The organism is Aeromicrobium jepli (assembly GCF_047246605.1).
Taxonomy (GTDB): domain Bacteria; phylum Actinomycetota; class Actinomycetes; order Propionibacteriales; family Nocardioidaceae; genus Aeromicrobium.
On the sequence record NZ_JBFOKO010000005.1, the window covers coordinates 275,736 to 295,560 of the forward strand.

At 71.7% G+C, this 19,825-nt stretch carries 18 protein-coding genes and 3 tRNA genes; 10 read left to right on the forward strand and 11 right to left on the reverse strand.

Annotation, left to right across the window (positions count from 1 at the left end):
* Positions 1 to 11: 11 nt before the first annotated feature.
* The gene (locus AB3M81_RS12095) at positions 12 to 1,556 is read right to left on the reverse strand and encodes a Re/Si-specific NAD(P)(+) transhydrogenase subunit alpha (RefSeq protein ID WP_412904184.1); all 1,545 of its coding nucleotides are present in this window, start codon (positions 1,554 to 1,556) and stop codon (positions 12 to 14) included.
* Positions 1,557 to 1,719: 163 nt separating this feature from the next.
* Here AB3M81_RS12095 and AB3M81_RS12100 point away from each other — a divergent pair, with 163 nt between their 5' ends.
* Entirely contained in the window at positions 1,720 to 2,610 is an 891-nt protein-coding gene (locus tag AB3M81_RS12100; RefSeq protein WP_412904157.1) for an SDR family oxidoreductase, read from the forward strand.
* On the opposite strand, the gene AB3M81_RS12105 is transcribed toward AB3M81_RS12100, so the two are convergent.
* Together AB3M81_RS12105 and AB3M81_RS12110 are read right to left on the reverse strand one after the other, a co-directional pair.
* A complete protein-coding gene (locus AB3M81_RS12105) occupies positions 2,607 to 3,518 on the reverse strand; it encodes an aminoglycoside phosphotransferase family protein (RefSeq protein WP_412904158.1) in 912 nt (303 codons plus the stop codon). The two genes, AB3M81_RS12100 and AB3M81_RS12105, sit on opposite strands and share 4 nt — an antisense overlap.
* 4 nt (positions 3,519 to 3,522) lie before the next feature.
* Complete coding sequence (locus AB3M81_RS12110) at positions 3,523 to 4,164, reverse strand: ACT domain-containing protein (RefSeq protein WP_412904185.1); 642 nt, start codon at positions 4,162 to 4,164, stop codon at positions 3,523 to 3,525.
* Between the two features lie 101 nt (positions 4,165 to 4,265).
* Between AB3M81_RS12110 and AB3M81_RS12115 the strand changes: the two genes are divergently transcribed.
* Together AB3M81_RS12115 and ku are read left to right on the forward strand one after the other, a co-directional pair.
* Positions 4,266 to 4,985: a DapH/DapD/GlmU-related protein gene (locus tag AB3M81_RS12115; RefSeq protein ID WP_412904159.1), complete on the forward strand. Its 720-nt coding sequence runs from the start codon at positions 4,266 to 4,268 to the stop codon at positions 4,983 to 4,985.
* Positions 4,986 to 5,002: 17 nt separating this feature from the next.
* Positions 5,003 to 5,836, forward strand: a complete 834-nt coding sequence (gene ku / locus AB3M81_RS12120) for a non-homologous end joining protein Ku (protein WP_412904160.1) — start codon at positions 5,003 to 5,005, stop codon at positions 5,834 to 5,836.
* A 1-nt stretch (position 5,837) separates the two neighbouring features.
* On the opposite strand, the gene AB3M81_RS12125 is transcribed toward ku, so the two are convergent.
* Positions 5,838 to 6,542 (reverse strand): GAF and ANTAR domain-containing protein, encoded by a 705-nt coding sequence (locus AB3M81_RS12125; RefSeq protein ID WP_412904161.1) that lies wholly within the window; start codon positions 6,540 to 6,542, stop codon positions 5,838 to 5,840.
* A gap of 53 nt (positions 6,543 to 6,595) precedes the next feature.
* On the opposite strand from AB3M81_RS12125, the gene AB3M81_RS12130 reads away from it, so the two are divergent.
* Both AB3M81_RS12130 and AB3M81_RS12135 read left to right on the forward strand, forming a co-directional pair.
* Positions 6,596 to 8,989, forward strand: a complete 2,394-nt coding sequence (locus AB3M81_RS12130; protein ID WP_412904162.1) for an ATP-dependent DNA ligase — start codon at positions 6,596 to 6,598, stop codon at positions 8,987 to 8,989.
* 61 nt (positions 8,990 to 9,050) lie between these two features.
* Complete coding sequence (locus AB3M81_RS12135) at positions 9,051 to 9,512, forward strand: hypothetical protein (protein WP_412904163.1); 462 nt, start codon at positions 9,051 to 9,053, stop codon at positions 9,510 to 9,512.
* A 53-nt stretch (positions 9,513 to 9,565) separates the two neighbouring features.
* Here AB3M81_RS12135 and AB3M81_RS12140 read toward each other — a convergent pair whose 3' ends face one another.
* The 3 genes from AB3M81_RS12140 to AB3M81_RS12150 form a co-directional block, all read right to left on the reverse strand.
* Complete coding sequence (locus AB3M81_RS12140; RefSeq protein WP_412904164.1) at positions 9,566 to 9,739, reverse strand: CsbD family protein; 174 nt, start codon at positions 9,737 to 9,739, stop codon at positions 9,566 to 9,568.
* Positions 9,740 to 9,880: 141 nt separating this feature from the next.
* The gene (locus AB3M81_RS12145) at positions 9,881 to 13,552 is read right to left on the reverse strand and encodes an Ig-like domain repeat protein (RefSeq protein WP_412904165.1); all 3,672 of its coding nucleotides are present in this window, start codon (positions 13,550 to 13,552) and stop codon (positions 9,881 to 9,883) included.
* 358 nt (positions 13,553 to 13,910) lie between these two features.
* Positions 13,911 to 13,986, reverse strand: a tRNA-Arg gene (locus tag AB3M81_RS12150).
* Positions 13,987 to 14,085: 99 nt separating this feature from the next.
* Here AB3M81_RS12150 and AB3M81_RS12155 point away from each other — a divergent pair.
* Together AB3M81_RS12155 and AB3M81_RS12160 are read left to right on the forward strand one after the other, a co-directional pair.
* Positions 14,086 to 14,733, forward strand: coding sequence for a TetR/AcrR family transcriptional regulator (locus tag AB3M81_RS12155; protein WP_412904166.1), 648 nt, complete (start codon positions 14,086 to 14,088; stop codon positions 14,731 to 14,733).
* 43 nt (positions 14,734 to 14,776) lie between these two features.
* A tRNA-Ser gene (locus AB3M81_RS12160) sits at positions 14,777 to 14,866 on the forward strand.
* 318 nt (positions 14,867 to 15,184) lie between these two features.
* On the opposite strand, the gene AB3M81_RS12165 is transcribed toward AB3M81_RS12160, so the two are convergent.
* The 4 genes from AB3M81_RS12165 to AB3M81_RS12180 form a co-directional block, all read right to left on the reverse strand.
* Entirely contained in the window at positions 15,185 to 15,628 is a 444-nt protein-coding gene (locus AB3M81_RS12165) for a hypothetical protein (RefSeq protein WP_412904167.1), read from the reverse strand.
* 1 nt (position 15,629) lies between these two features.
* Positions 15,630 to 15,718 (reverse strand) — tRNA-Ser (locus AB3M81_RS12170).
* Positions 15,719 to 15,796: 78 nt separating this feature from the next.
* The gene (locus tag AB3M81_RS12175; protein WP_412904168.1) at positions 15,797 to 16,849 is read right to left on the reverse strand and encodes a hypothetical protein; all 1,053 of its coding nucleotides are present in this window, start codon (positions 16,847 to 16,849) and stop codon (positions 15,797 to 15,799) included.
* The gene (locus AB3M81_RS12180; protein WP_412904169.1) at positions 16,846 to 17,619 is read right to left on the reverse strand and encodes a carbon-nitrogen hydrolase family protein; all 774 of its coding nucleotides are present in this window, start codon (positions 17,617 to 17,619) and stop codon (positions 16,846 to 16,848) included. Before AB3M81_RS12180 ends, AB3M81_RS12175 begins: the two co-directional genes overlap by 4 nt.
* Positions 17,620 to 17,653: 34 nt before the next feature.
* Between AB3M81_RS12180 and AB3M81_RS12185 the strand changes: the two genes are divergently transcribed.
* The 3 genes from AB3M81_RS12185 to AB3M81_RS12195 are packed head-to-tail and all read left to right on the forward strand — an operon-like array spanning position 17,654 to position 19,739.
* On the forward strand, positions 17,654 to 18,628 hold the full coding sequence (locus AB3M81_RS12185; protein ID WP_412904170.1) for an NAD(P)H-quinone oxidoreductase: 975 nt from the start codon (positions 17,654 to 17,656) through the stop codon (positions 18,626 to 18,628).
* Positions 18,629 to 18,671: 43 nt separating this feature from the next.
* A complete protein-coding gene (locus AB3M81_RS12190; RefSeq protein WP_412904171.1) occupies positions 18,672 to 19,172 on the forward strand; it encodes a bacterial proteasome activator family protein in 501 nt (166 codons plus the stop codon).
* 57 nt (positions 19,173 to 19,229) lie between these two features.
* Positions 19,230 to 19,739, forward strand: a complete 510-nt coding sequence (locus AB3M81_RS12195) for a WhiB family transcriptional regulator (RefSeq protein ID WP_412904172.1) — start codon at positions 19,230 to 19,232, stop codon at positions 19,737 to 19,739.
* Positions 19,740 to 19,825: the final 86 nt, after the last annotated feature.

Sequence of the window (19,825 nt, forward strand, 5' to 3'; positions counted from 1 at the left end):
AGGTCAGCCCTTCACTTCGAGAACATGCTGAGCATGCGTCGGGTCACGGCGAAGCCGCCGAAGACGTTGATGCTGGCGACGAGGACGGCCACGAACGCGAGCGCGCGGATCGCGGTGTCGTCCGCGCCGATCTGGAGCATGGCGCCGACCACGATGATGCCGCTGATCGCATTGGTCACGCTCATGAGCGGCGTGTGCAGCGCGTGGTGCACGTGGCCGATCACGTAGTAGCCGATCACGATCGCGAGCGCGAGCACGGTGAAGTGCTGCGGCAGCTCGCCCGGCGCGGTGGCCAGGACCCACAGGAACACGAGCACGCCGACGGCCAGGGCGCCGAGCTTGACGGCCGGGTTGACCGGCTTCTTCGGCTCGGGAGCCGGAGCCGGCTCCTTGGGCGCTGCGGCGGCGGGCGCCGGGGCGGCCGAGACCTGCACCGGCGGCGGCGGCCACGTCTTCTCGCCGTCGCGTACGACGGTGACACCGCGCTGGACGACGTCGTCGAAGTCCAGGACGACCTGGCCGTCCTTGCCCGGCGTCAGCAGCTTCATGAGGTTCACCAGGTTGGTGCCGTACAGCTGCGAGGCCTGCGTGGGCAGGCGGCCGGCGAGGTCGGTGTAGCCCAGGATCGTCACGCCGTTCGCGGTCACGACCTTCTGGCCCGGGACCGAGCCCTCGACGTTGCCGCCCTGCGCGGCGGCCATGTCGACGATGACGCTGCCGGGCTTCATCGAGGCCACGTCCGCGGCGGTGATGAGGCGCGGCGCGGCGCGGCCCGGGATGAGCGCCGTCGTGATGATGATGTCGACGTCGGCGGCCTGCTCGGAGTAGATCTCGGCGGCGCGCTTGTCGTAGGCCTCGCTGGTCGCCTTGGCGTAGCCGTCGGAGGAGACCTCCTTGGCCTCCTCGGGCACGACCACCTCGAGGTACTCGCCACCGATCGACTTGACCTGGTCGGCGACCTCGGGACGCGGGTCGGTGGCACGGACGATCGCGCCCAGGCTGGAGGCGGCACCGATCGCCGCGAGGCCCGCCACGCCGGCGCCCGCGACGAGCACCTTGGCCGGCGGCACCTTGCCGGCTGCGGTGACCTGGCCGGTGAAGAACCGGCCGAACTCGTGGGCGGCCTCCACGACGGCGCGGTAGCCGGCGATGTTGGCCATCGACGACAGCACGTCCATCGACTGGGCGCGCGAGATGCGCGGCACCGCGTCCATCGCCATCACGGTGATGGGACGCGCCGCGAGCTTCTCGACCAGCTCGGGGTTGAGCGCCGGGCTGATCATGCTGATGAGCGTCGCGCCGTCCAGCATGAGCGCGATCTCGATGTCGTTGGGCGCGTTCACCTTGAAGATGACGTCGCTGGCCCACGTGTCGGGCTTGTCGCCGATCGTGGCGCCCGCCTCGACGTACGCCGCGTCGCTGAAGCTCGAGGCCTCACCGGCGCCGCGCTCGACGGTCACGTCGTAGCCCAGCGCGATCAGCTGCTTCACCGTGGCCGGGGTCGCGGCGACACGGGTCTCGCCGGGGGCGGACTCCTTCACCACGCCGATTCGCATGGAACCGAGTTCGGTCTGAGGGGTGCTCATCCCGCAGAGGATAGCCAACGCTCAGGGGGTCCGGTCTGTGACCCACGCAACGTGGACAGGCGGGGGAGTCGGCCACGCACGAATCTGACATTGGTCGTGGCGCATGTCACATACCGACGGTATCTTGGCGCCCATGTCCTCTCTCCCGTCCCGACAGTTCAGCGGCCAGGTCGCCCTCGTCACCGGCGCCGCCCGCGGCATCGGCGCTCACGTCGCCCGCGCCTACGTCGCCCACGGTGGCCGCGTCGCCCTCGTCGGCCTCGAGCCCGACCTGCTCGCGGCGCTGGGCGACGAGCTCGGCGAGGCGGCGGCCTGGTGGCAGGCCGACGTCCGCGACAGCGACGGGCTGAAGGCGGCGATCGACGCCGCGGCGGCCCACTTCGGCCGGCTCGACCACGTCGTCGCCAACGCCGGCATCGCGTCGTACGGCACGGTCCGCCAGATCGAGGACTCCGCGTTCGAGCGCGTCGTGGACGTCAACCTCAACGGTGTGTTCCGCACCGCCAAGCACGCCGTGCCGCACCTCGAGCGCACGCGCGGGCACCTGCTGGTCGTGTCGTCGCTGGCCGCGTTCTCGAACATCGCCGGCCTCAGCGCGTACGCGGCGAGCAAGGCGGGCGCCGAGGCGCTCGGCATCGCGATCAAGCAGGAGGTCGCGCACCTGGGCATCAGCGTCGGCCTGTGCCACCCCTCGTGGATCGACACCGACATCGTCCGCAACGCCGAGGCCGACCTGCCGACGTTCAAGGCCATCCGGCAGCGGCTGCCGTACCCGGCCAACACCACGACGGACGTCGAGACGTGCGCCGCGGCGATCCTCGCCGGGCTGGCGAAGCGCAGGAGCCGCGTCTACGTGCCGAAGGGCGTGCTGCTGGCGAACTGGACCAAGGCGCTCGTGAACTCGCCCGCCACGTGGCCCTACGTCCGACGGCTGACGCGAAAGACCGTGCCCTCGCTCGAGCAGGAGGTCGCGGCGCTGGGCCGCTTCCACCACGCGCATACGCCCATCACCGACAAGCCCTAGGCGTCCGGGCCGAGCGCCGCCCGCGCCATCGTGAGGCGGTCGGCGCAGCGGCGGGGCATCGTCGCGCCGTAGTACGGGAACGTGATGAGGGCGATGAGCAGCGCCCAGCCCCGGGACACCGTCCAGGTCGCGTCGTCCACGTCGAGGCGGGCGCGCAGCTCGCGGCGACCCTCGGCGCCGAGCACCTCCCACGCCACGACGAGGTCCACGGCGGGGTCGCCGATCCCGAGCGTGCCGAAGTCGAGGACGGCCGACAGGTGCCCGTCCTCGTCGACGAGGAGGTTCTCGGCGAGCAGGTCGCCGTGGTACCAGCCGGCGGTCGCGCGGGTCGTCGCGGACGCCTCGAGGGCGAGGTCCCAGACGCGGAGCGCCTCGTCGAGGTCGAGCGGGAGGCCGAGTCGCCGGCACTGCGTGACGGACTCGCGCAGCTCGGCGTCCTGGGCGGCGAGCGGCCCGCCGCGGTACCAGCGCAGCTCCTCGTCGTCGGCCGCGCCAGCGGGGACCTCCATCGCCCGCAGCTCGGTCAGGAAGCGCGCGAGGTCGCGCGCGAGTGCCACCGAGCCGTGGCCGGCGCGCGGCCGGACGCCGTCCAGCCAGCGCGTGACGGCCCACCGCTCCGGGTCGTCCGGACCCGGCTCGCCGACGCCGACGATCGAGGGGACCGCCGCGGTGGTCCGGGCGTCGACGAACGGGAGCCAGCGGGCCTCCTTCGCCACCGACGCGCCTCCGCCGGGCTGGCGCGGCAGCCGGACCAGCAGGTCGTCGCCCAGCCGGAACAGCGCGTTCGTCGAGCCGGAGTCGCCGAGCGGCGCCAGGGGGAGGCCGGCGTACTGCGGGAACGTCGCGTCGACGAGGCGTCGTACGCGTGCCGTGTCGAGCACCAGCTCGTCACGGTGCAGCGGACCCACCCGGTCAGAGCCCGTCGGTCTGGACCGAGGCGGCCAGCGACACCATGTGGCCCAGGCGGGCGATCTCGGACGGGAGGAACTCGGGTCCGCCGTGGCGGCCGACGGCGATGAAGAACGTCGTGCCGCCGCGGGTCTTGGCGGGGGACCCGGCCAGGACCGTGGAGTCCCAGGCCTCGACCTCGGGCAGCAGGCCGGCCTCCTCGACCGAGAGCCACTCGTCGCAGTCGGGAACCAGCTTGGGCGCGGCCGAGGTCTCGGCCAGCACGGTCGCGCCGTCCTCGCCCCGGCGGACGGCCAGCGCCCAGTCCGTGCGGAACGTCGCGGGGATGACCTCGACCAGCCGCGCGATCGCCTGGGCCGGCTCGCCCGTGAACGCCTCGACGGCCTCGAGGTCCATGCTCAGGTTCGCGCCGGCGGTGTAGCGGCTGATCCAGTGGACGTACACGCCCTCGAGCGCGTGGCACGCCGTGATGAGGGCATCGGGCATGACCGTCTGGGGCAGCTCGAGCAGGACGTCGTCGACGGCGACGCCGTCGGAGCGGTGCTCGACGATCTCGATGGCCTCGATGTCGGCCCCGGCCTCACCGAGTGCGGTCGCGAGTGCGCCGAGGGAGCCCGGCACGTCCGGGAGCTCCACGCGCAGCAGAAACGCCATGACCCCCATTGTTCCTCGTTCCGGTTGCCGCGGTGTTACGTGGGCCACACCGTGACACAGCGCACGTCCCACCGGCCTCTAGGCTGGCGTGCGTGGAGCACGCGCGCGGGACCGAGGGACTGCGGCTGGTGGGGTCGTCCGAGCTGATGGCCGAGCCGCCGATCCGGATGCTGGGCAGTTTCGTGGTGCGCGGCGGCCGCACACAGGTCGGGGCGTTCACGAGCCTCGCCGACGGCTGCGAGTCCCAGTCCGCCACGATCGGCCGCTACTGCGAGTTCGCGCCGGGCGTGCTGGTCGGCGCCACGGGACACCCGCTGACGTGGCTGGGCGTCAACTCGTTCCAGTACAAGAAGGCGACGTGGGGCTGGCACCCGTCGGCCGACCGGTCCGAGGTCATCGATCCCGAGGCCGGTGGACGCGCCTCCTTCCGCGGTGAGCCCTCGGTGGTGGGCCACGACGTCTGGATCGGCGCGAAGGTCGTCATCCTGCGCGGCGTCACGATCGGCGACGGCGCCGTCGTGGCGGCCGGCGCGGTCGTCACCGAGGACGTCGCGCCGTACTCGATCGTCGGCGGCATCCCGGCGCGGCCGATCCGCGACCGCGTCGATCCGGCCACGCGCGAGCGCCTGCTCGACCTCGCGTGGTGGCGCTTCTCGCCCAACCAGCTGGCCGGCGTGCAGTTCGACGACCTGCCGCGCGCGCTCGACCAGCTCGAGGAGCGCGTCCCCGACCTGGAGCCCTACGAGCCCGGCCTCGTCTCCCTCCGCCCGCCCGCCGGGGCGCCGCAGAAGCGGTCGCGCTGGCGGCGCTGAGGGCCGATACTGGCCAGATGCGAGCCATCTGGAAGGGAGCGATCAGCTTCGGGCTGGTCCACGTACCGGTCAAGGTGTACTCCGCCACGCAGAGCCACGACGTGTCCCTGCACCAGGTCCACGACGCCGACGGCGGGCGCATCCGCTACGAGCGCCGGTGCGAGATCTGCAAGGAGGTCGTGCCGTTCAAGCACATCGACAAGGCGTACGACGCCGGTGACAAGACGATCGTGCTGACCGACGAGGACCTCGCCTCGCTGCCCGCCGAGCGCAGCCACGAGATCGACGTGGTCGAGTTCGTCCCGGACGACCAGATCGACGTGCTGCGGCTCGGCTCGCCGTACTTCCTCGAGCCCGAGGAGAAGGCCCTCAAGCCCTACAGCCTGCTGCGCGAGGCGCTCGAGCAGACCGAGCGCACCGCCGTCGTCACGTTCGCGCTGCGCAACCGCACGCGCCTGGGCGCCCTGCGCGTGCGCGACAACGTGCTCGTGCTGCAGACGCTGCTGTGGGACGACGAGGTCCGCACCGCCGACTTCCCCGTGCTGGAGAAGACCGCCAAGGTCACGGACAAGGAGCTCGCGATGGCGGGCCAGCTGATCGAGTCGCTCGCGGGCGACTTCGACGCCGCGGCGTTCACCGACGACTACCAGGAGCAGCTGCGCACCCTCATCGAGGCCAAGGAGAAGGCCGGCGAGGGCATCGACACCGAGGCCACCTTCGGCGAGAAGGAGGACGAGGGCGGCGAGGTCGTCGACCTCATGGAGGCGCTGCGCCGCAGCGTCGAGGCCCGCAAGGGCGAGTCCGAGGACAAGCCCAAGAAGAAGGCCGCGAAGAAGAAGTCGTCGGCCTGACTCAGACGGTGGCCTGGACGTCGCCCGGGAACTCTGAGACCGGCTTCTGCCGGTTCTCGACGAGCCAGGTCGCCACGGCGTGCAGCTTCTGGTTGTGGTTCTGCGAGTAGCGGCGCAGGACGTCGAAGGCGCGGTCGGCGTCGATGTCGAAGCGCTCCATGAGGATGCCCTGCGCCTGGCCGATCACCTTGCGGGCGTCGATCGCGACGAGAAGGCCCTGCTCCTGGTGCGCGTTCGCGAGCGCGATCGAGGCGTGCCGGGCGAAGATCATCGCCGTGGCGAGGTCGTTCGCGTCGAACGCGTCGGGCCGGTCGGCGTAGAGGTTGAGCGTCCCGTAGCGGCGCTCGCGGGTCTCCAGCAGCACGCTCATGGCGCTGTGGATCCCCAGCCGGGCGGCCGCGGCGCCCCAGCGCGGCCAGCGCGGATCGAACTCGACATCGGTGGAGACATAGTTGCCGCCCTGCTCCAGCGCGAGCAGGCAGGGCCCCTCGTCGAGCTCGTTCTGCAGGTCGTGGGACCGCGCCACCCGCTCGGACGTCTTGGACGCCGTCTCGATGCGTCCTCGTCCGTGGACGAGCATGATCCCAGCGTCGTCGCACTCGGCCGCGAACTGCGCGTACTCGGTGATGCGATCCACGGTCTTCTCAGCGGTGGGCTGCTCATGCAGGTCGAGCGCCACCTCGGAGAAGAAGTCCGGCACGTTCACGGCCGCTCCTTCACAATGTGAGACACCCACACTACTTGCAAGGGGGCAAGATCATGGCATCGCGGTCCACCCAGACGGTGTCCGTCGACGGGCGCCTGCTGAGGCTGACCAACAGCGACAAGGTGATCTACCCCGCGACGGGAACCACGAAGGCCGACGTCATCTCGTACTACGTCCAGGTCGCGCCGTGGATCCTGCCGCACCTGGCGGGCCGGCCCGTCACGCGGAAGCGCTGGGTGGACGGCACCGGGCCCGCGGCGCAGGTCTTCTTCGAGAAGAACCTGCCCGACTCCGCGCCTGACTGGATCCGCCGGGTCTCGATCAAGCACCGCTCGCACACGAACACGTATCCGATCTTCGAGTCGGTCGCCGACCTGGCGTGGGCCGGCCAGGTCGCGGCGCTCGAGCTGCACGTGCCCCAGTGGCAGGTCGACGCGACGGGCGTCGCGCAGAACCCGGACCGCCTCGTCATCGATCTCGACCCGGGGCCGGGGACGGGCCTGCCCGAGTGCGTCGAGGTCGCCCACGCGGCCCGCGACCTGCTGGGTGACATCGGCCTGGAGTGCTTCCCGGTGACGAGCGGCAGCAAGGGCATCCACCTGTTCGCGCACCTCGACGGCGAGCACGACGCCGACTACGTCAACGCCTTCGCCAAGCAGGTCGCCCAGGCGCTCGAGGCGGCCATGCCCGAGCTGGTCGTCAGCGACATGTCCAAGGCGAAGCGGCACGGCAAGGTGCTCGTCGACTGGAGCCAGAACAACCGCAACAAGACGACGATCTCGCCGTACTCGCTGCGCGGACGCGAGGAGCCGACGGTCGCGGTGCCCCGCGACTGGGACGAGCTCGACGAGGACCTGCGCCACCTGACGATCGACGAGGTCCCGAAGCGGCTCGCCGAGCGCGGTGACCCGATGGCGTCGCTCGCGGCGCCGGTCACGGACCGGCTGTCGACCTACCGCTCGATGCGCGACGCCTCGAAGACGCCCGAGCCGGTCCCCGACTCGGTCGTGGTCGGGCGCAGCGGCGACCCGATCTTCGTCATCCAGGAGCACCACGCGCGACGCCTGCACTGGGACTTCCGGCTGGAGCGCGACGGCGTCCTCGTGTCGTGGGCGCTGCCGAAAGGGGTGCCCGAGACGTCGTCCGGCAACCACCTCGCAGTGCAGACCGAGGACCACCCGATGGAGTACGCGACGTTCGCCGGCGACATCCCCAAGGGCGAGTACGGCGCGGGCCACGTGACGATCTGGGACCACGGTCACTTCGACCTGGAGAAATGGAACGACCACGAGGTCATCGCGACGCTGCACGGCAGCCCCGACGGCGGTCTCGGCGGGTCGGTGCGGCTCGCCCTGATCAAGACCGGCGAGAACTGGCTCATCCACCGGATGAAGGACCAGGAGGCCGCCGCCGAGCCGCCGCCCACGAAAGCGGAGCCCGCGCAGCCGGCGAGGAAGCCCGCTCGCCGGAACGCGGCCGCGGGTCGCGCCGGCTTCGTGGCGCCCATGCTGGCCGTGCTCGGCGGCACGCGGGACGCCGACGGCGACGGCTGGGCGTACGAGCTCAAGTGGGACGGCATCCGCTGCATCGCGGTCGTCCGCGACGACACCGTCCGGCTGTTCTCGCGCAACCACAACGACGTCAGCGCCAGCTACCCCGAGCTCGTGGAGGAGCTCGCCGGCCTCGGGGCCGACCTCGTGGTCGACGGCGAGATCGTCGCCCTCGACGCGCGCGGCGTCCCCAGCTTCGGCCGCCTGCAGCAGCGCATGGGCGTCACCAGGGCCGGTGACGTCGAGCGCCTGCGCCGCACGGTGCCGGTCGGCTTCATGGCGTTCGACCTCATCGAGCGCGACGGTGAGTCGCTGCGCTCGCTGACGTACGACGAGCGCCGCGAGGCACTCGAGGAGGCCGGCATCGAGGGCGAGCTCGTCCAGGTGCCGCCGCCGTTCGGCGGCTCGCTGGAGGACGCCGTCGCGCTGAGCCGTCAGCACAAGCTCGAGGGGATCGTGGCCAAGCGCCGCTCGTCCACGTACGACCCCGGCGGCCGGTCCACGGACTGGATCAAGATCAAGAACCAGACCACGCAGGAGATCGTGATCGGCGGCTGGCGCCCGAGCAGCAACGGCCGGGGCATCGGCTCGCTGCTCGTGGGCGTGCCGGTCGAGGGCGGGCTGCACTACCTCGGCCGCGTCGGGACCGGGTACAGCGACGCCGAGCGGCGCAAGCTGCGGTCCCTGCTCGACCCGCTCGAGCGGAAGACCTCGCCGTTCGTGGACGAGGTCGAGGCGGTCGCCGCGCGGGACGCGACGTGGACGACGCCGACGCTGGTGGGCGAGGTCGTGTTCGGCGACTGGTCGCCCGCGGGCCACCTCCGGCACGCCAGCTGGCGCGGCCTGCGCCCCGACAAGGACGCCGCGGAGGTCGTATTGGAGGCGGCGACCGACTAGCGAGGGCCGCCGAGGTGCGCCACGATGGAGGTCCGACCACCTCCGTGTGAAGGGAGCCATCGTGGGCAAGGGCAAGAAGAGCGTGAAGGATCACGTCGACAGCGTCGTCGAGCAGCTGCCGGACAGGGCCGAGCTGCTGGACCTCAAGGAGCAGTTCGCCGACCGGCTGCCGGACAAGGCGGAATGGCTCGCGCTGCGCGACGAGCTCCTGGCCCGTCTGCCCGACAAGTCCGAGCTGCTCGACCTGCGCGACGATCTCGTCGAGAAGCTGCCGGACCCGGTCGCGGACAAGCTGCCCGTCACGAAGAAGAAGCGCTTCGCCGGCGTCAAGAAGGTCGCGTTCGTGGGCGTGCTGACGGCCGCCGTCGCAGGCGTCGCGGCGTACGTGCGGGCCAAGATGGCCGACCAGCCGACCTACACGTCCTCGACGTACACGGCGCCGGCCGCGCCGACCAGCACCACCGCCACGACCCCGGGACCCGGCACTCCGCCGCCTGGCCCGGCCACGCCGCCGGCCGTGTGACCACGCCATGAGAAAGGGCCCCGGGATCTCCCGGGGCCCTTTCTTCGTGTGGGTCAGTGCTTGAAGGCGTCCTTGACCTTCTCGCCCGCCTGCTTGATGTCGGACTTGGCCTGGTCGCCCTTGCCTTCGGCCTTGAGCTCCGGGTCGTCGCTGGCGTTGCCCGCAGCCTCCTTGGCCTTGCCCTTGAGGTCATCAGCGGAATTGCCCAGCTTGTCGTCGAGTCCCATGACTCTCCCCTTCCGGTCGACTCTCTGTCCCTCCATGCCACCACGGATGCCGGGCCCTCGCATCCGCTGACGGGCGCCGCCACTGGCCCCGGGACGCGGCGAGGCCCCGGCAGCGGGTGCTGCCGGGGCCTCGCCGGTGACTCAGCGGACGCGCACCCCCTGCGGCGCCGAGCTGCTCGACGCGTAGTTGGCGTCACCGGAGTAGACGACCTTGACCCGCACGACCTGACGCTTCTTGGGCGCCTTGACCGAGTACGAGACCTTGCCGGTCGACGGGACCTTCACGGTGCGGGCCAGCTTGTAGCCGCCCTTGCCGCGCGCGACGTAGACCTTGGCCGTGCCGGTGGGCGCGACGCCCGCGACCTTGCCGCGGACCGCGACGTTGCCCTTGATGGCCTGGCCGACCTTGACCGTGGCCCGCGCGGAGATGCGCGCCGTCGTGGCCTTCTTGGCGACGCTGAGCGTGGTCGAGATGCCCGGTGAGGCCTCGGTCCGGTCCGTGCCGTCGTACGCGGCCGAGACCGTGTAGCGGCCCGGCTTGAGCGTCCTCGGCAGCGTGAGCGACACGGAGCCGTCCTTCGCCAGGGCGACCTTCGTGGTCGTCGAGCCGTAGCGGAAGGTCACCGCGCCGCCGTCCGCGCCGCCGACGACCGCCGACAGCGTGGCCGCCTGGCCGAAGACCGTCGAGGCGCTCGACAGCGACACGACCATCGTCGGCTTGCCCTTGACCAGTGTGAAGGCGACCGCGTTGGACGTGGAGGCCTCGGTGACGCCGGTGCGGCCGAACGTCGCCACGATGGTGTGCTCGCCGGCCTTGAAGCCCGGCACCTCGAGGGTGGCCGTGCCATCCGTGACCGGGGCGCTGCCCAGCGACGTGGTGCCGTCGAGGAACTCGACCGTGCCGGTCGTGTCGCCGCCGGTGACCTCGGCCGTCAGCGTGACGGCCTCGTTGATGGCGGGCGCCTCGGGCGAGATCGACAGGCTCGTCGCGCTCGCGTCCAGGACCGAGATCGAGGTCGCGCCGGTGCGGGCGGTGCCGCTGCCGGTGACGGTGACCTCGGTGGCGCCGCGAGGTGCCGACGCCGCGATCGTGACCGGGGCGCTGACGGAGCCCGTGGCGTCGGCGACGGCCACGACCGGGTCGGCGCCGGCGACCTTCACCGTGACGCCCTCGCCCGAGCGGAACCCGCCGGCCGTGACCGTGACGGTCTCGCCGGGCTGGGGTGCCTCGTCGCTGACCGCGACCTCGGCCTCCTCGCCCTTGGCGGCGAGCTCGGCGCACGCGTCGCCCTGGACGCCGGCCGGGGGCAGGGCCGTGGCCGAGCCCGTCACGCCGTCGTCCTCGCGGACCTCGAGCCAGTCGAGCGCGTTCGTGCCCATGACGGCGCCGGACGTGTTGATGACCGAGGCCTTGACCGACGTCGAGGCCGTCGTGCTGGCCAGCGTGTCGCCCAGGACGGGCGCCGTGACGACCTTGCACGTCTCGCCCGGGGCGAACGTGACCTTCTCCATCGTGATGCCGGCGCGGCCCGTGGCCGAGCCGAGGGTGGACACGTAGCCCGAGACCGGGATCGAGGCCTTCTCGTCCAGGTAGACCGCGATGTCGGCCGTGCCCGGCGCGTTGCCCTCGTCGACGCTGGGGGCGTCCACGTTGATCGTCGGGACCGGCTTGCTGTCCGCCGTGCCCACGGCCGACGTCTCGAACGCCAGGTCGGACAGGAACACGCCGCCGGCGGCGAGGTCGTCCGGGCCGGCGAGGGCGCCGAAGCGGACCTCGCGGATGTCCGAGACCCTGAGTCCGGCGTCCGCCAGGTCGGCGACCGGGAGGTCGACCTGCTGCAGGATGATCTTCTTCAGCAGGGCGCTGGTGGAGGCCGGGAAGCGGCTGACGGCGAGCGGGTTGAGCTCGGCGACCGGCTTCGTGAACGTCGTGCCCGCGCCGTCGACGACGGTGAGCGAGAGCGCCGTGGTGCCGGCGACCGTGTCGTCCGCCGCGACCTTGACCGACAGGCGCTCCATGCCGCTGGCGTCGCGCGCCTTGGCCGGGACGCTCACGCGCAGCTCGCTGGGCGTGATGGTCGTCGTGCCGGTGCCCAGCGCGGTCCACGAGAGCCTCGTGACCGGCGTGGCCGGGACGTTGCCGCCGTTGCTCGCGGGCGTCCAGTGCGGCAGCGAGCTGGTGTTGACGGTCGTCGGCGTGCAGGCCGGGAGCGGCTGCGCGACGGTGCGGCCGCCGGCGCTGGCGCAGACCGTCGCCGTGGCGGCGCCCTGCGTGCGGACCAGCGAGCTGGTGGACTCGAACGTCGTGATGGTCGAGCGGGCGGACGCCGGCGCGGTCGAGACCGAGCGGATGTCGGCGCCGCCGAGCACCTCGGGCACCTGGGCGGAGCCGTCGAACATCGGCAGGAACTGGTCCTCGCCGCCCATCGTGAGGCGGAACCAGCCGGCCATGTAGGCCGTGCCCGCGTCGTACTGCGCGTCGGCGCTCAGGCGGAGGTTGGTCTCCGAGCGCGGGCCGCAGACGGCGTCGGTCGAGCTCGCGCCCCAGTCGTCGCTGACGTTGTACGGGTACTTCCCGGGCGTCCACACGGTGTTGTAGAAGTTGTGGTTCGCGCCGATCATCCAGACGCCGCTGCGCAGCACGTCGTCGTCGAACGCGTAGCGCGAGTCGTCGAGCATGTGCTGGCCCTGCTGGTTGGAGACGTCACCGTCGCAGTACGGCAGGACCACGTTCATCGGGACGTTCGGCACCGTCATGCGGGCGAAGTCGACGGGCGCCAGCGGCAGGATCGAGGTGATCTTCCACGGCTTCGCCAGGCCCTGGTTGAGCGTCGCCGCCGAGGTCACGCCCTCGCCGCCGCGCGAGTGGCCCATCATGCCGATGTTCGAGAAGTCGAAGCGGCCGACGAGCTGCGCGGGGGACAGGCCCTCGGTGCCCTCGGTGAGGCCGGGCAGCGGGCCCTGGTCGGCGAGCGCCTCGGCGAGCGTGACGTCCTTGTCCTGCTGGGCGTCGTAGTGGCTGACCGGCGCGCCCTCGTTGGCCTTCTTCAGCATCGAGAGGGTGTCGAGCAGCAGCTGGCCGCGCGCCTGGGCGCCCTGGTCCAGCGCGAGCTGGTTGTCGTTCGAGTTGATGGCGTTCGCCGCGATCGAGACGACGGCGTAGCCGTGGCTGGCCAGCGCACGGGCCGTGCCGTCGTAGCCGGCGAAGCTCGGGATGTTGAGCTGGCCGGGTCCGCAGGGCCAGCGGTTCGGGTTCGCGGTGCCGGGGGCGCCGGAGCCGCTCGCGCACGACGTGTGGCGGCCGTGCAGCAGCAACACCACGGGGCGCGCGCCGCCGGTCTTGGGCAGGTAGATCTTGCCCTGCAGCTCGCCGCGGATCCCGCCGATGCCGGCGAGCGCGATCGACTGCGCACCGAAGTCGTAGACGGCCTCCGTGTGCTCGTACGTGCCGATGGAGGCGGGGTTCTCGTCGAGGGCCTCGGGGTCGGCCTCGGCGATCTCGTCGACCGTCATGACCTGCGCCTTCGCGCCGGACGGCTTGCTGAACCAGCCGGCCTCGACGTCGTCGGCCCGCGCCACGGAGGCGTCGGTCGTGAACACCGACAGGCTGCGGCCGTCGGCGGACTCGGTCGCGATGCCGATCGGCGCGCCGTCGACCTCGATGGTCGGGGCGTCGGACACCACCGGAAGCCGCTTGGCCAGGTCGACGGTGACCAGGTAGCCGCCCGCGGCGCGGCTGACCGTCCAGTCGGAGCCGGACGCGACGGTGCCGTCGGCGGCCTGGGCGGGCAGCGCCGCCATGGGCAGCGCCATCAGCGCTCCCACGGTGGCGAGTCGCCATCCTCGTTGCTTGAACACGTGATCCCTCTCGGTCGGGGGGAAGCCCGCGCGGTGGCGCGGAGCAGGGACGGACCGAGTCTGGGAAGAGTTCGTTTCGCGGATGTGTCCAAGGCCGCTCATCGCTATGAGATGACGCGCTGTCAGGTAACGAGAAGCGGAGCATTCGCTCCGCTTGGGCGGCCCCACGGCGCGCGTCGAGGCTCGCGTTCGAGGCGGATCGGTGCCTCGGTGACCCGTGCGTCCCGTGTTACGTGCAGTGAGTGCATCCCTCGCCGGGAGCGCCTCCGCAACGAGAAACCCCCGGCCGACCTGATGGTCGACCGGGGGTGTCTGGCGCGCCCGTAGGGATTCGAACCCCAAACCTTCTGATCCGTAGTCAGATGCTCTATCCGTTGAGCTACGGGCGCACGCCCTCGCGGGCCTCGCCCACTCTACCCTGACCACCTCGACGGAGTGAAATCGGGTAACCGGTGAGTTCGGACACCACTTCCCGTAAGTTGGAATCGATGTCCGATTCCAGTCGTCAACCCATGCGCCGCGACGCCCTGGCGAACCGCGAGCGCATCATCGACACGGCCGAGGTCTACTTCCGGGAGAACGGCCTCGACGCACCCCTGCAAGGCCTCGCCGCGGCGGCGAAGGTCGGTGCCGGGACGCTCTACCGGAACTTCGCGTCGCACGCGGACGTCATCCGCGCGCTGTACGACCGCTACATCGAGTTCTTCGACGACATGGGCGCCCGTGCGCTCGCGGAGCCGACGGGCTGGGACGGCATCGAGCTCGTCCTGCGCGAGTGCCAGGACTACCTCGTCGAGAAGGGCATCGTCTCGGAGGTCATGCGCCGGCAGGCGGTCAACGACCCCGAGTACAAGCCGAGCCAGCGCTGGGTGGGCTCGATGGACACGATGGTCCGGCGTGCGATCGCCGAGGGCAGCGCCCGCGACGACCTCGTGGCGGCCGACCTGAGTGCCGCGGCGATCATGCTGGGCAGCGTGCAGCCGTTCGCGCCGGACCACCGCGGCTGGATCTCGCAGCGGATGCGCGCCCTGTGCCTCGAGGGGATGCGGGCCCATCCGCACCCGTCGACGCCGCTGCCGCCGCTCGCCGAGGGCTTCGACGGGGCGAGGGACTCGATCATCAAGCGCGAGCCCTGATTCGGCTTCGCGGAGCCGAGTGGGTATCCTGATCCGGTTGTCTGGAGATGTCGCATAGTGGCCTAGTGCGCCCGCCTGCTAAGCGGGTTGAGGTTCAAACCTCTCGCGGGTTCAAATCCCGCCATCTCCGCCACCCAAAGGTGGAGCAGGTGAGCCTGCTCCACCTTTGTCGTCTGCTGGTGACGTGGGCGGCGACCACGGCGGGGCCTGCTCCGCCACCCAAAGGTGGAGCAGGTGAGCCTGCTCCACCTTTGTCGTCTGCTGGTGAGGTGTGCGCCCGCCACGGCGGAGCTCGCTCCGCCTCGCTGGTGAGGTGAGCGGAGGGACCGGTCTCCGCCGGCAGCAGTCAGCTCACGTGATCTCGATACACCGGCTCGTTCCTCGCCGGCACTCGATCACCGGGAGGGCTCGTCCCTCGCCGGCACCCGATCACTGGGGGAGCGGCCGCAGGTCAGTCGAACTCGGCCGGATCGAAGCGGCGGTAGCCGTGGGCGGTGTTGAGCCGGTCGTAGACCTCGCGGATGAGGTCGGCGCGGCGGTCGCGCTCGACGTACTGCAGCGGCACGGCGCTGATATCCCCGGAGGCGTCGGTGAAGCGCAGCAGGCCGTCGCTGACCTCCACGGCCTCGACCTGCTTCCAGGTGCCGTCGCCGTGGCGGCCGCGGGCGCGGTAGCCGATCTCGTCGAGCGTGAGCACCGTCGGCGGCCGCAGGTTGGCGATCGCGGCCACGAGCAGCGCGACGACCGCCACGATGGCGAGGATGACGGACACGACGGTGCCCGCCGAGCCCTTGCCGGCGGTGAGGAAGGCGATCAGGACGCTGACGGCCGCGGTGATGAAGCAGACGCCGGCGAGCACCATGAGGTGCGCCCGATCCAGTCGGTAACGAGTCACGCAGAGGGGACGGGATTCGAACCCGTGGCTGACATCACTGCCAGCGACCGCTTTCAAGGCGGTTCCGATCGGCCACTCCGGCACCCCTCCAGGCCCGCCGCGCAGCGCCGGGACCTGCGTCGATTCTCGCATCCGGGCACAGCGGGGGGCGGCGATGGGCCGCGCGGCTCACTTCAGCGGCTCGGTGCGCTTCGGCTCGGAGCGCATGGACTGCTGGACGGCGCGGGCGGCGCGGCGGCCGCGCGGCGTGAGGAACACGAGGCGGATGGCCAGGCCGATGACCAGGCCGATGATCGCGCTGTAGAGGGTCGAGAGCGCGAAGTACGACGGGTACGCCTTGGGGTCGATGAGCGAGACCACGACGATCACCGTGCCGACGACCGAGAAGACGCAGACCCACCAGCCCTCGCGGTACCGGGCCCGCATCGACGTGCCGACGACCAGGGCGGGGAAGCCGATGAGGAACTCGTACGGGCGCGGGACGCCGCCGACGTTCTGGCGCAGCCACACGATCGTGTCGTCGAGCAGGTCCTGCAGGGCGGGCGAGCCGGACTCGCGCACGAAGCTGCCGTAGAAGAACAGGCCCACGGCGACGACGGCCACGATGACGAGCAGCTTGAGGTGGCTGCGTCCCAGGCCGTGCAGGCCCGAGCCGAGCCGCCACACGATCGAGAGCGCGAGCGTGACGGACACGGCCATCACGAGCAGGCCGAAGGCGCGCGCGTCGACGGCGGCGTTCCAGGCGGCCACGCCGGCGGCGCCGCTGAGGCAGAGCGCCAGCATGACGACGTACTCGCGCAGCACCTGCGGCGTGGTGCGGGCGGGGCGCGTGAACAGGACGGCCGAGACCGCCGAGATCACCGCCGTGACGCCGGCGGAGGCCGCGAGGAGCCCGTTCATGCCGGTCGCCACGGTGGCCAGCGCGAGCAGCGCGGTCAGGCTCACCCAGATGCGCATGTACCCGCCGACGCGGTGGGTCAGGATCACGGAGTAGGTCACCATGAGGACGGCCGCTGACGGCCGCCAGAGCCACGACGGCGCGCCGACGTCGACGATCGAGGTGGCGGCGCCGGCCGTGCTGAGCACCCACAGGGCGACGATGGCGAGCAGGAGCAGGCGGGACCACCGGGCGGAGGTGACGCGCGGCTCACGGGTCGCCACCTCGTACGGCGTCGGGACCGACGTGTCGAGGCGTCGGCGGCCGGGCTGCGTGGTCGTCACTGCGCTGGAATCCTCCGGTTGGTCAGCGAGGGATTGACCTCGCGGGATCGCCGCACGACGTCGAGCACGAGGTCTGCCGAGACCAGCTCGTTCCCCCCGGCGGCCTCTTCCACGATAGTTCCCCACGGATCGGCGACCAAGGAATGCCCCGTGTAGCGGTCGCCGCCCTGACCCGCCGCCGCGACCCACACGGTGTTCTCGATCGCGCGCGCGGTGAGCAGGGTGCGCCAGTGGTGGACCTTGTGCTCGCCGGCGACCCAGGCGGCCGGCACGACGAACGCGTCGGCGCCGGCGTCCACGAGCATCCGCCCCAGCTCGGGGAAGCGCAGGTCGTAGCAGGTCATCAGGCCGACCGAGACGTCCGCGACCGGCACGACGACCGGTGTGATGCCGCCGGCGCGCAGGCGGTCGGACTCCCGGTAACCGAACGAGTCGTAGAGGTGGATCTTGCGGTAAGTCGCGACGAGGTCGCCGTCGGGGCCGACCGCGACGAGGGTGTTGAACGGCAGGTCGTCGGTGCGCTCGAACATCCCGGCGACGACGGTGGCGCCGAGGCGCCTCGCCTGGCGCGCGACGAGGTCGACGAACGGTCCGTCGAGCGGCTCGGCCGCCGCCGCGAGGTCGTGCCCGGGGTCGCCGAAGTCGTGCATCGTCGCTTCGGGCAGCACCACCAGGTCGGCGCCGCTCACGTCGGTCAGGAGCTGCTCGACGAGGTCCCGGTTCTGCGACGAGTCCAGCGTCGCGGCCAGCTGCACGAGGGTCACACGCATGTGCACCAGTGTGCCGGTCACTACGGTGGAGGCCATGCGAGCCGTGATCGTCGAAGAGCCCGGAGGCCCCGAGAGCCTCGTCGTCGCCGAGGTCCCCGACCCGCAGGCGGGTCCCGGGGAGGTCGTCATCGCCGTCGCGTCCGCGGGGGTGAACCGGGCCGACCTGCTGCAGCGCCAGGGCCACTACCCGCCGCCGCCCGGCACCACCGACGTGATCGGCCTCGAGTGCGCGGGCGTCGTCGAGGCGGTCGGCGAGGGCGTCTCCGATCTCAGGGTCGGCGACGAGGTCTGCGCGCTGCTCGCGGGCGGCGGCTACGCCGAGCGCGTCGTCGTCCCGGCGGGCCCGGTCGTGCCGCTCCCGGCGGGCGTCGACCTGCTGACCGCCGGCGCGATCCCCGAGACCTACGCGACCGTCTGGTCGAACGTCTTCATGCTCGCCGGCCTCACGGCGGGCGAGACGCTCCTCGTCCACGGCGGCGCCAGCGGCATCGGCACCACCGCGATCCAGCTCGCGAAGGCGTTCGGCGCGAAGGTCGTCACCACGGTCGGCAGCGCCGAGAAGGCCGAGGTCGTGCGCGACCTCGGCGCCGACGTCGTCGTGAACTACCGCGAGGAGGACTTCGCCGAGGTGTGCCGCGAGGCCGGGGGCGTCGACGTCGTGCTCGACATCATCGGCGCCAAGTACCTCGGCCAGAACGTGAAGGCGCTCGCGCGCGGTGGCCGCATCGTCGTGATCGGCATGCAGGGCGGCGTGAAGGGCGAGCTGAACCTGAGCGCACTGCTGCAGAAGCAGGGCACCGTCTCGGCGACCTCCCTGCGATTCCGTCCCACCGAGGAGAAGGCCGCGATCATGGCCGACCTCGTCGAGCACGTGTGGCCGCTCATCGAGGACGGCACGCTCGGGCCGATCGTCCACGCCGCCGTGGCCCTCGACGACGTCGCCGACGCGCACCGCATCCTCGAGGAGTCCTCGCACGTGGGCAAGGTCGTGCTGGACCTGCGCGGCTGAGGTCCCCCGGCCGGACGTGGCGTCCCGGCCTAGGGTGGGAGCCATGACCGACGACCGGATCATCGACCCCCAGGGACAGCCCGTGCCCGCTCCGCAGGAGTCCACCCCGACGCCGCTGACCGACCTGGTCGAGCAGCCGGCCAAGGTGATGCGCATCGGCGGGATGATCCGCCAGCTGCTGGACGAGGTGAAGTCCGCCCCGCTCGACGAGGCGAGCCGGTCGCGACTGCGCGAGATCCACGTGCAGTCGATCGACGAGCTCAAGGACGGCCTCGCGCCCGAGCTCATCGACGAGCTCGAGCGGCTGAGCCTGCCCTTCGACGCCGAGGCGCCCAGCGAGGCCGAGCTCCGCGTCGCCCAGGCCCAGCTCGTCGGCTGGCTCGAGGGCCTCTTCCACGGCATCCAGGCCGCGCTCTACGCGCAGCAGGTCCAGGCGCAGAGCCAGCTGCAGAACATGCGGCTCGCCCTGCCCGGTGGCGGAAGTGACCAAGGCAACGCCAGTGACCAGGTCACACCTTCCGAGACCGGGGGGATGTACCTCTAGGCTGGGGGCATAGGGAAAGAGGAGAGGGCAATGAAGCCGACACTCCCCCCGTGTGCCATGGCACCGGAGATGTACCAGGACGAGATCCTGCTGTCCCCGCCCTCGCGGCGCGACGTGACGCCCGAGGTGTGGCGTGACTACGTGACCAAGCGGGCGACCGCCCACCGCCGGTGCGCCGGCTGTGCCGTCCTCGACGCGTGCCTCTACCGCGCGGTCGTCGAGGTCGACGTCTCGGGCTTCCTGGCCTGCACGAGCGAGGCCGAGCGCCGCCGCATGCGCCGCGACCTCGGCATCGAGGTGCAGGTCGACTCGAGCCCGTACGGCACGGCGCGCGTGGGTGGCGGACCCGTCGACCACGCCGAGGTCGTGAGCGCGCGCAAGGCGCACCCCGACGAGACGTGCCGCCAGCTGGCGGACCGGCTCGGCTGCTCGACCTCGACGATCAAGCGGCACCTGCGCCAGGAGCGCGAGGGCCGCGGCGGCGGAGCCGTCGTCACGATGGAGCGCCCGTCGATGACCGACGTGCTCGACGCCTTCGACCGGCTCGACACGTCGCGCCGGGTCTGAGCCGCTAGATGTACTCGGCAGACACGTTGGTGACACGGGGCTTGTGAAAGAGGAGGACCTCCCGGCTTAGTGGAGATGTCTAAGTC

What these genes read in the sequence shown, in the direction of transcription:
- AB3M81_RS12190 (WP_412904171.1), top strand. Translation starts at nt 18,672, where the DNA reads ATGACCGACGACCGGATCATCGACCCCCAGGGACAGCCCGTGCCCGCT.
- AB3M81_RS12180 (WP_412904169.1), bottom strand. Translation starts at nt 17,619, where the DNA reads ATGCGTGTGACCCTCGTGCAGCTGGCCGCGACGCTGGACTCGTCGCAG.
- AB3M81_RS12100 (WP_412904157.1), top strand. Translation starts at nt 1,720, where the DNA reads ATGTCCTCTCTCCCGTCCCGACAGTTCAGCGGCCAGGTCGCCCTCGTC.
- AB3M81_RS12140 (WP_412904164.1), bottom strand. Translation starts at nt 9,739, where the DNA reads ATGGGACTCGACGACAAGCTGGGCAATTCCGCTGATGACCTCAAGGGC.
- ku (WP_412904160.1), top strand. Translation starts at nt 5,003, where the DNA reads ATGCGAGCCATCTGGAAGGGAGCGATCAGCTTCGGGCTGGTCCACGTA.
- AB3M81_RS12095 (WP_412904184.1), bottom strand. Translation starts at nt 1,556, where the DNA reads ATGCGAATCGGCGTGGTGAAGGAGTCCGCCCCCGGCGAGACCCGTGTC.
- AB3M81_RS12185 (WP_412904170.1), top strand. Translation starts at nt 17,654, where the DNA reads ATGCGAGCCGTGATCGTCGAAGAGCCCGGAGGCCCCGAGAGCCTCGTC.
- AB3M81_RS12155 (WP_412904166.1), top strand. Translation starts at nt 14,086, where the DNA reads ATGTCCGATTCCAGTCGTCAACCCATGCGCCGCGACGCCCTGGCGAAC.
- AB3M81_RS12130 (WP_412904162.1), top strand. Translation starts at nt 6,596, where the DNA reads ATGGCATCGCGGTCCACCCAGACGGTGTCCGTCGACGGGCGCCTGCTG.
- AB3M81_RS12195 (WP_412904172.1), top strand. Translation starts at nt 19,230, where the DNA reads ATGGCACCGGAGATGTACCAGGACGAGATCCTGCTGTCCCCGCCCTCG.
- AB3M81_RS12145 (WP_412904165.1), bottom strand. Translation starts at nt 13,552, where the DNA reads ATGGCGCTGCCCATGGCGGCGCTGCCCGCCCAGGCCGCCGACGGCACC.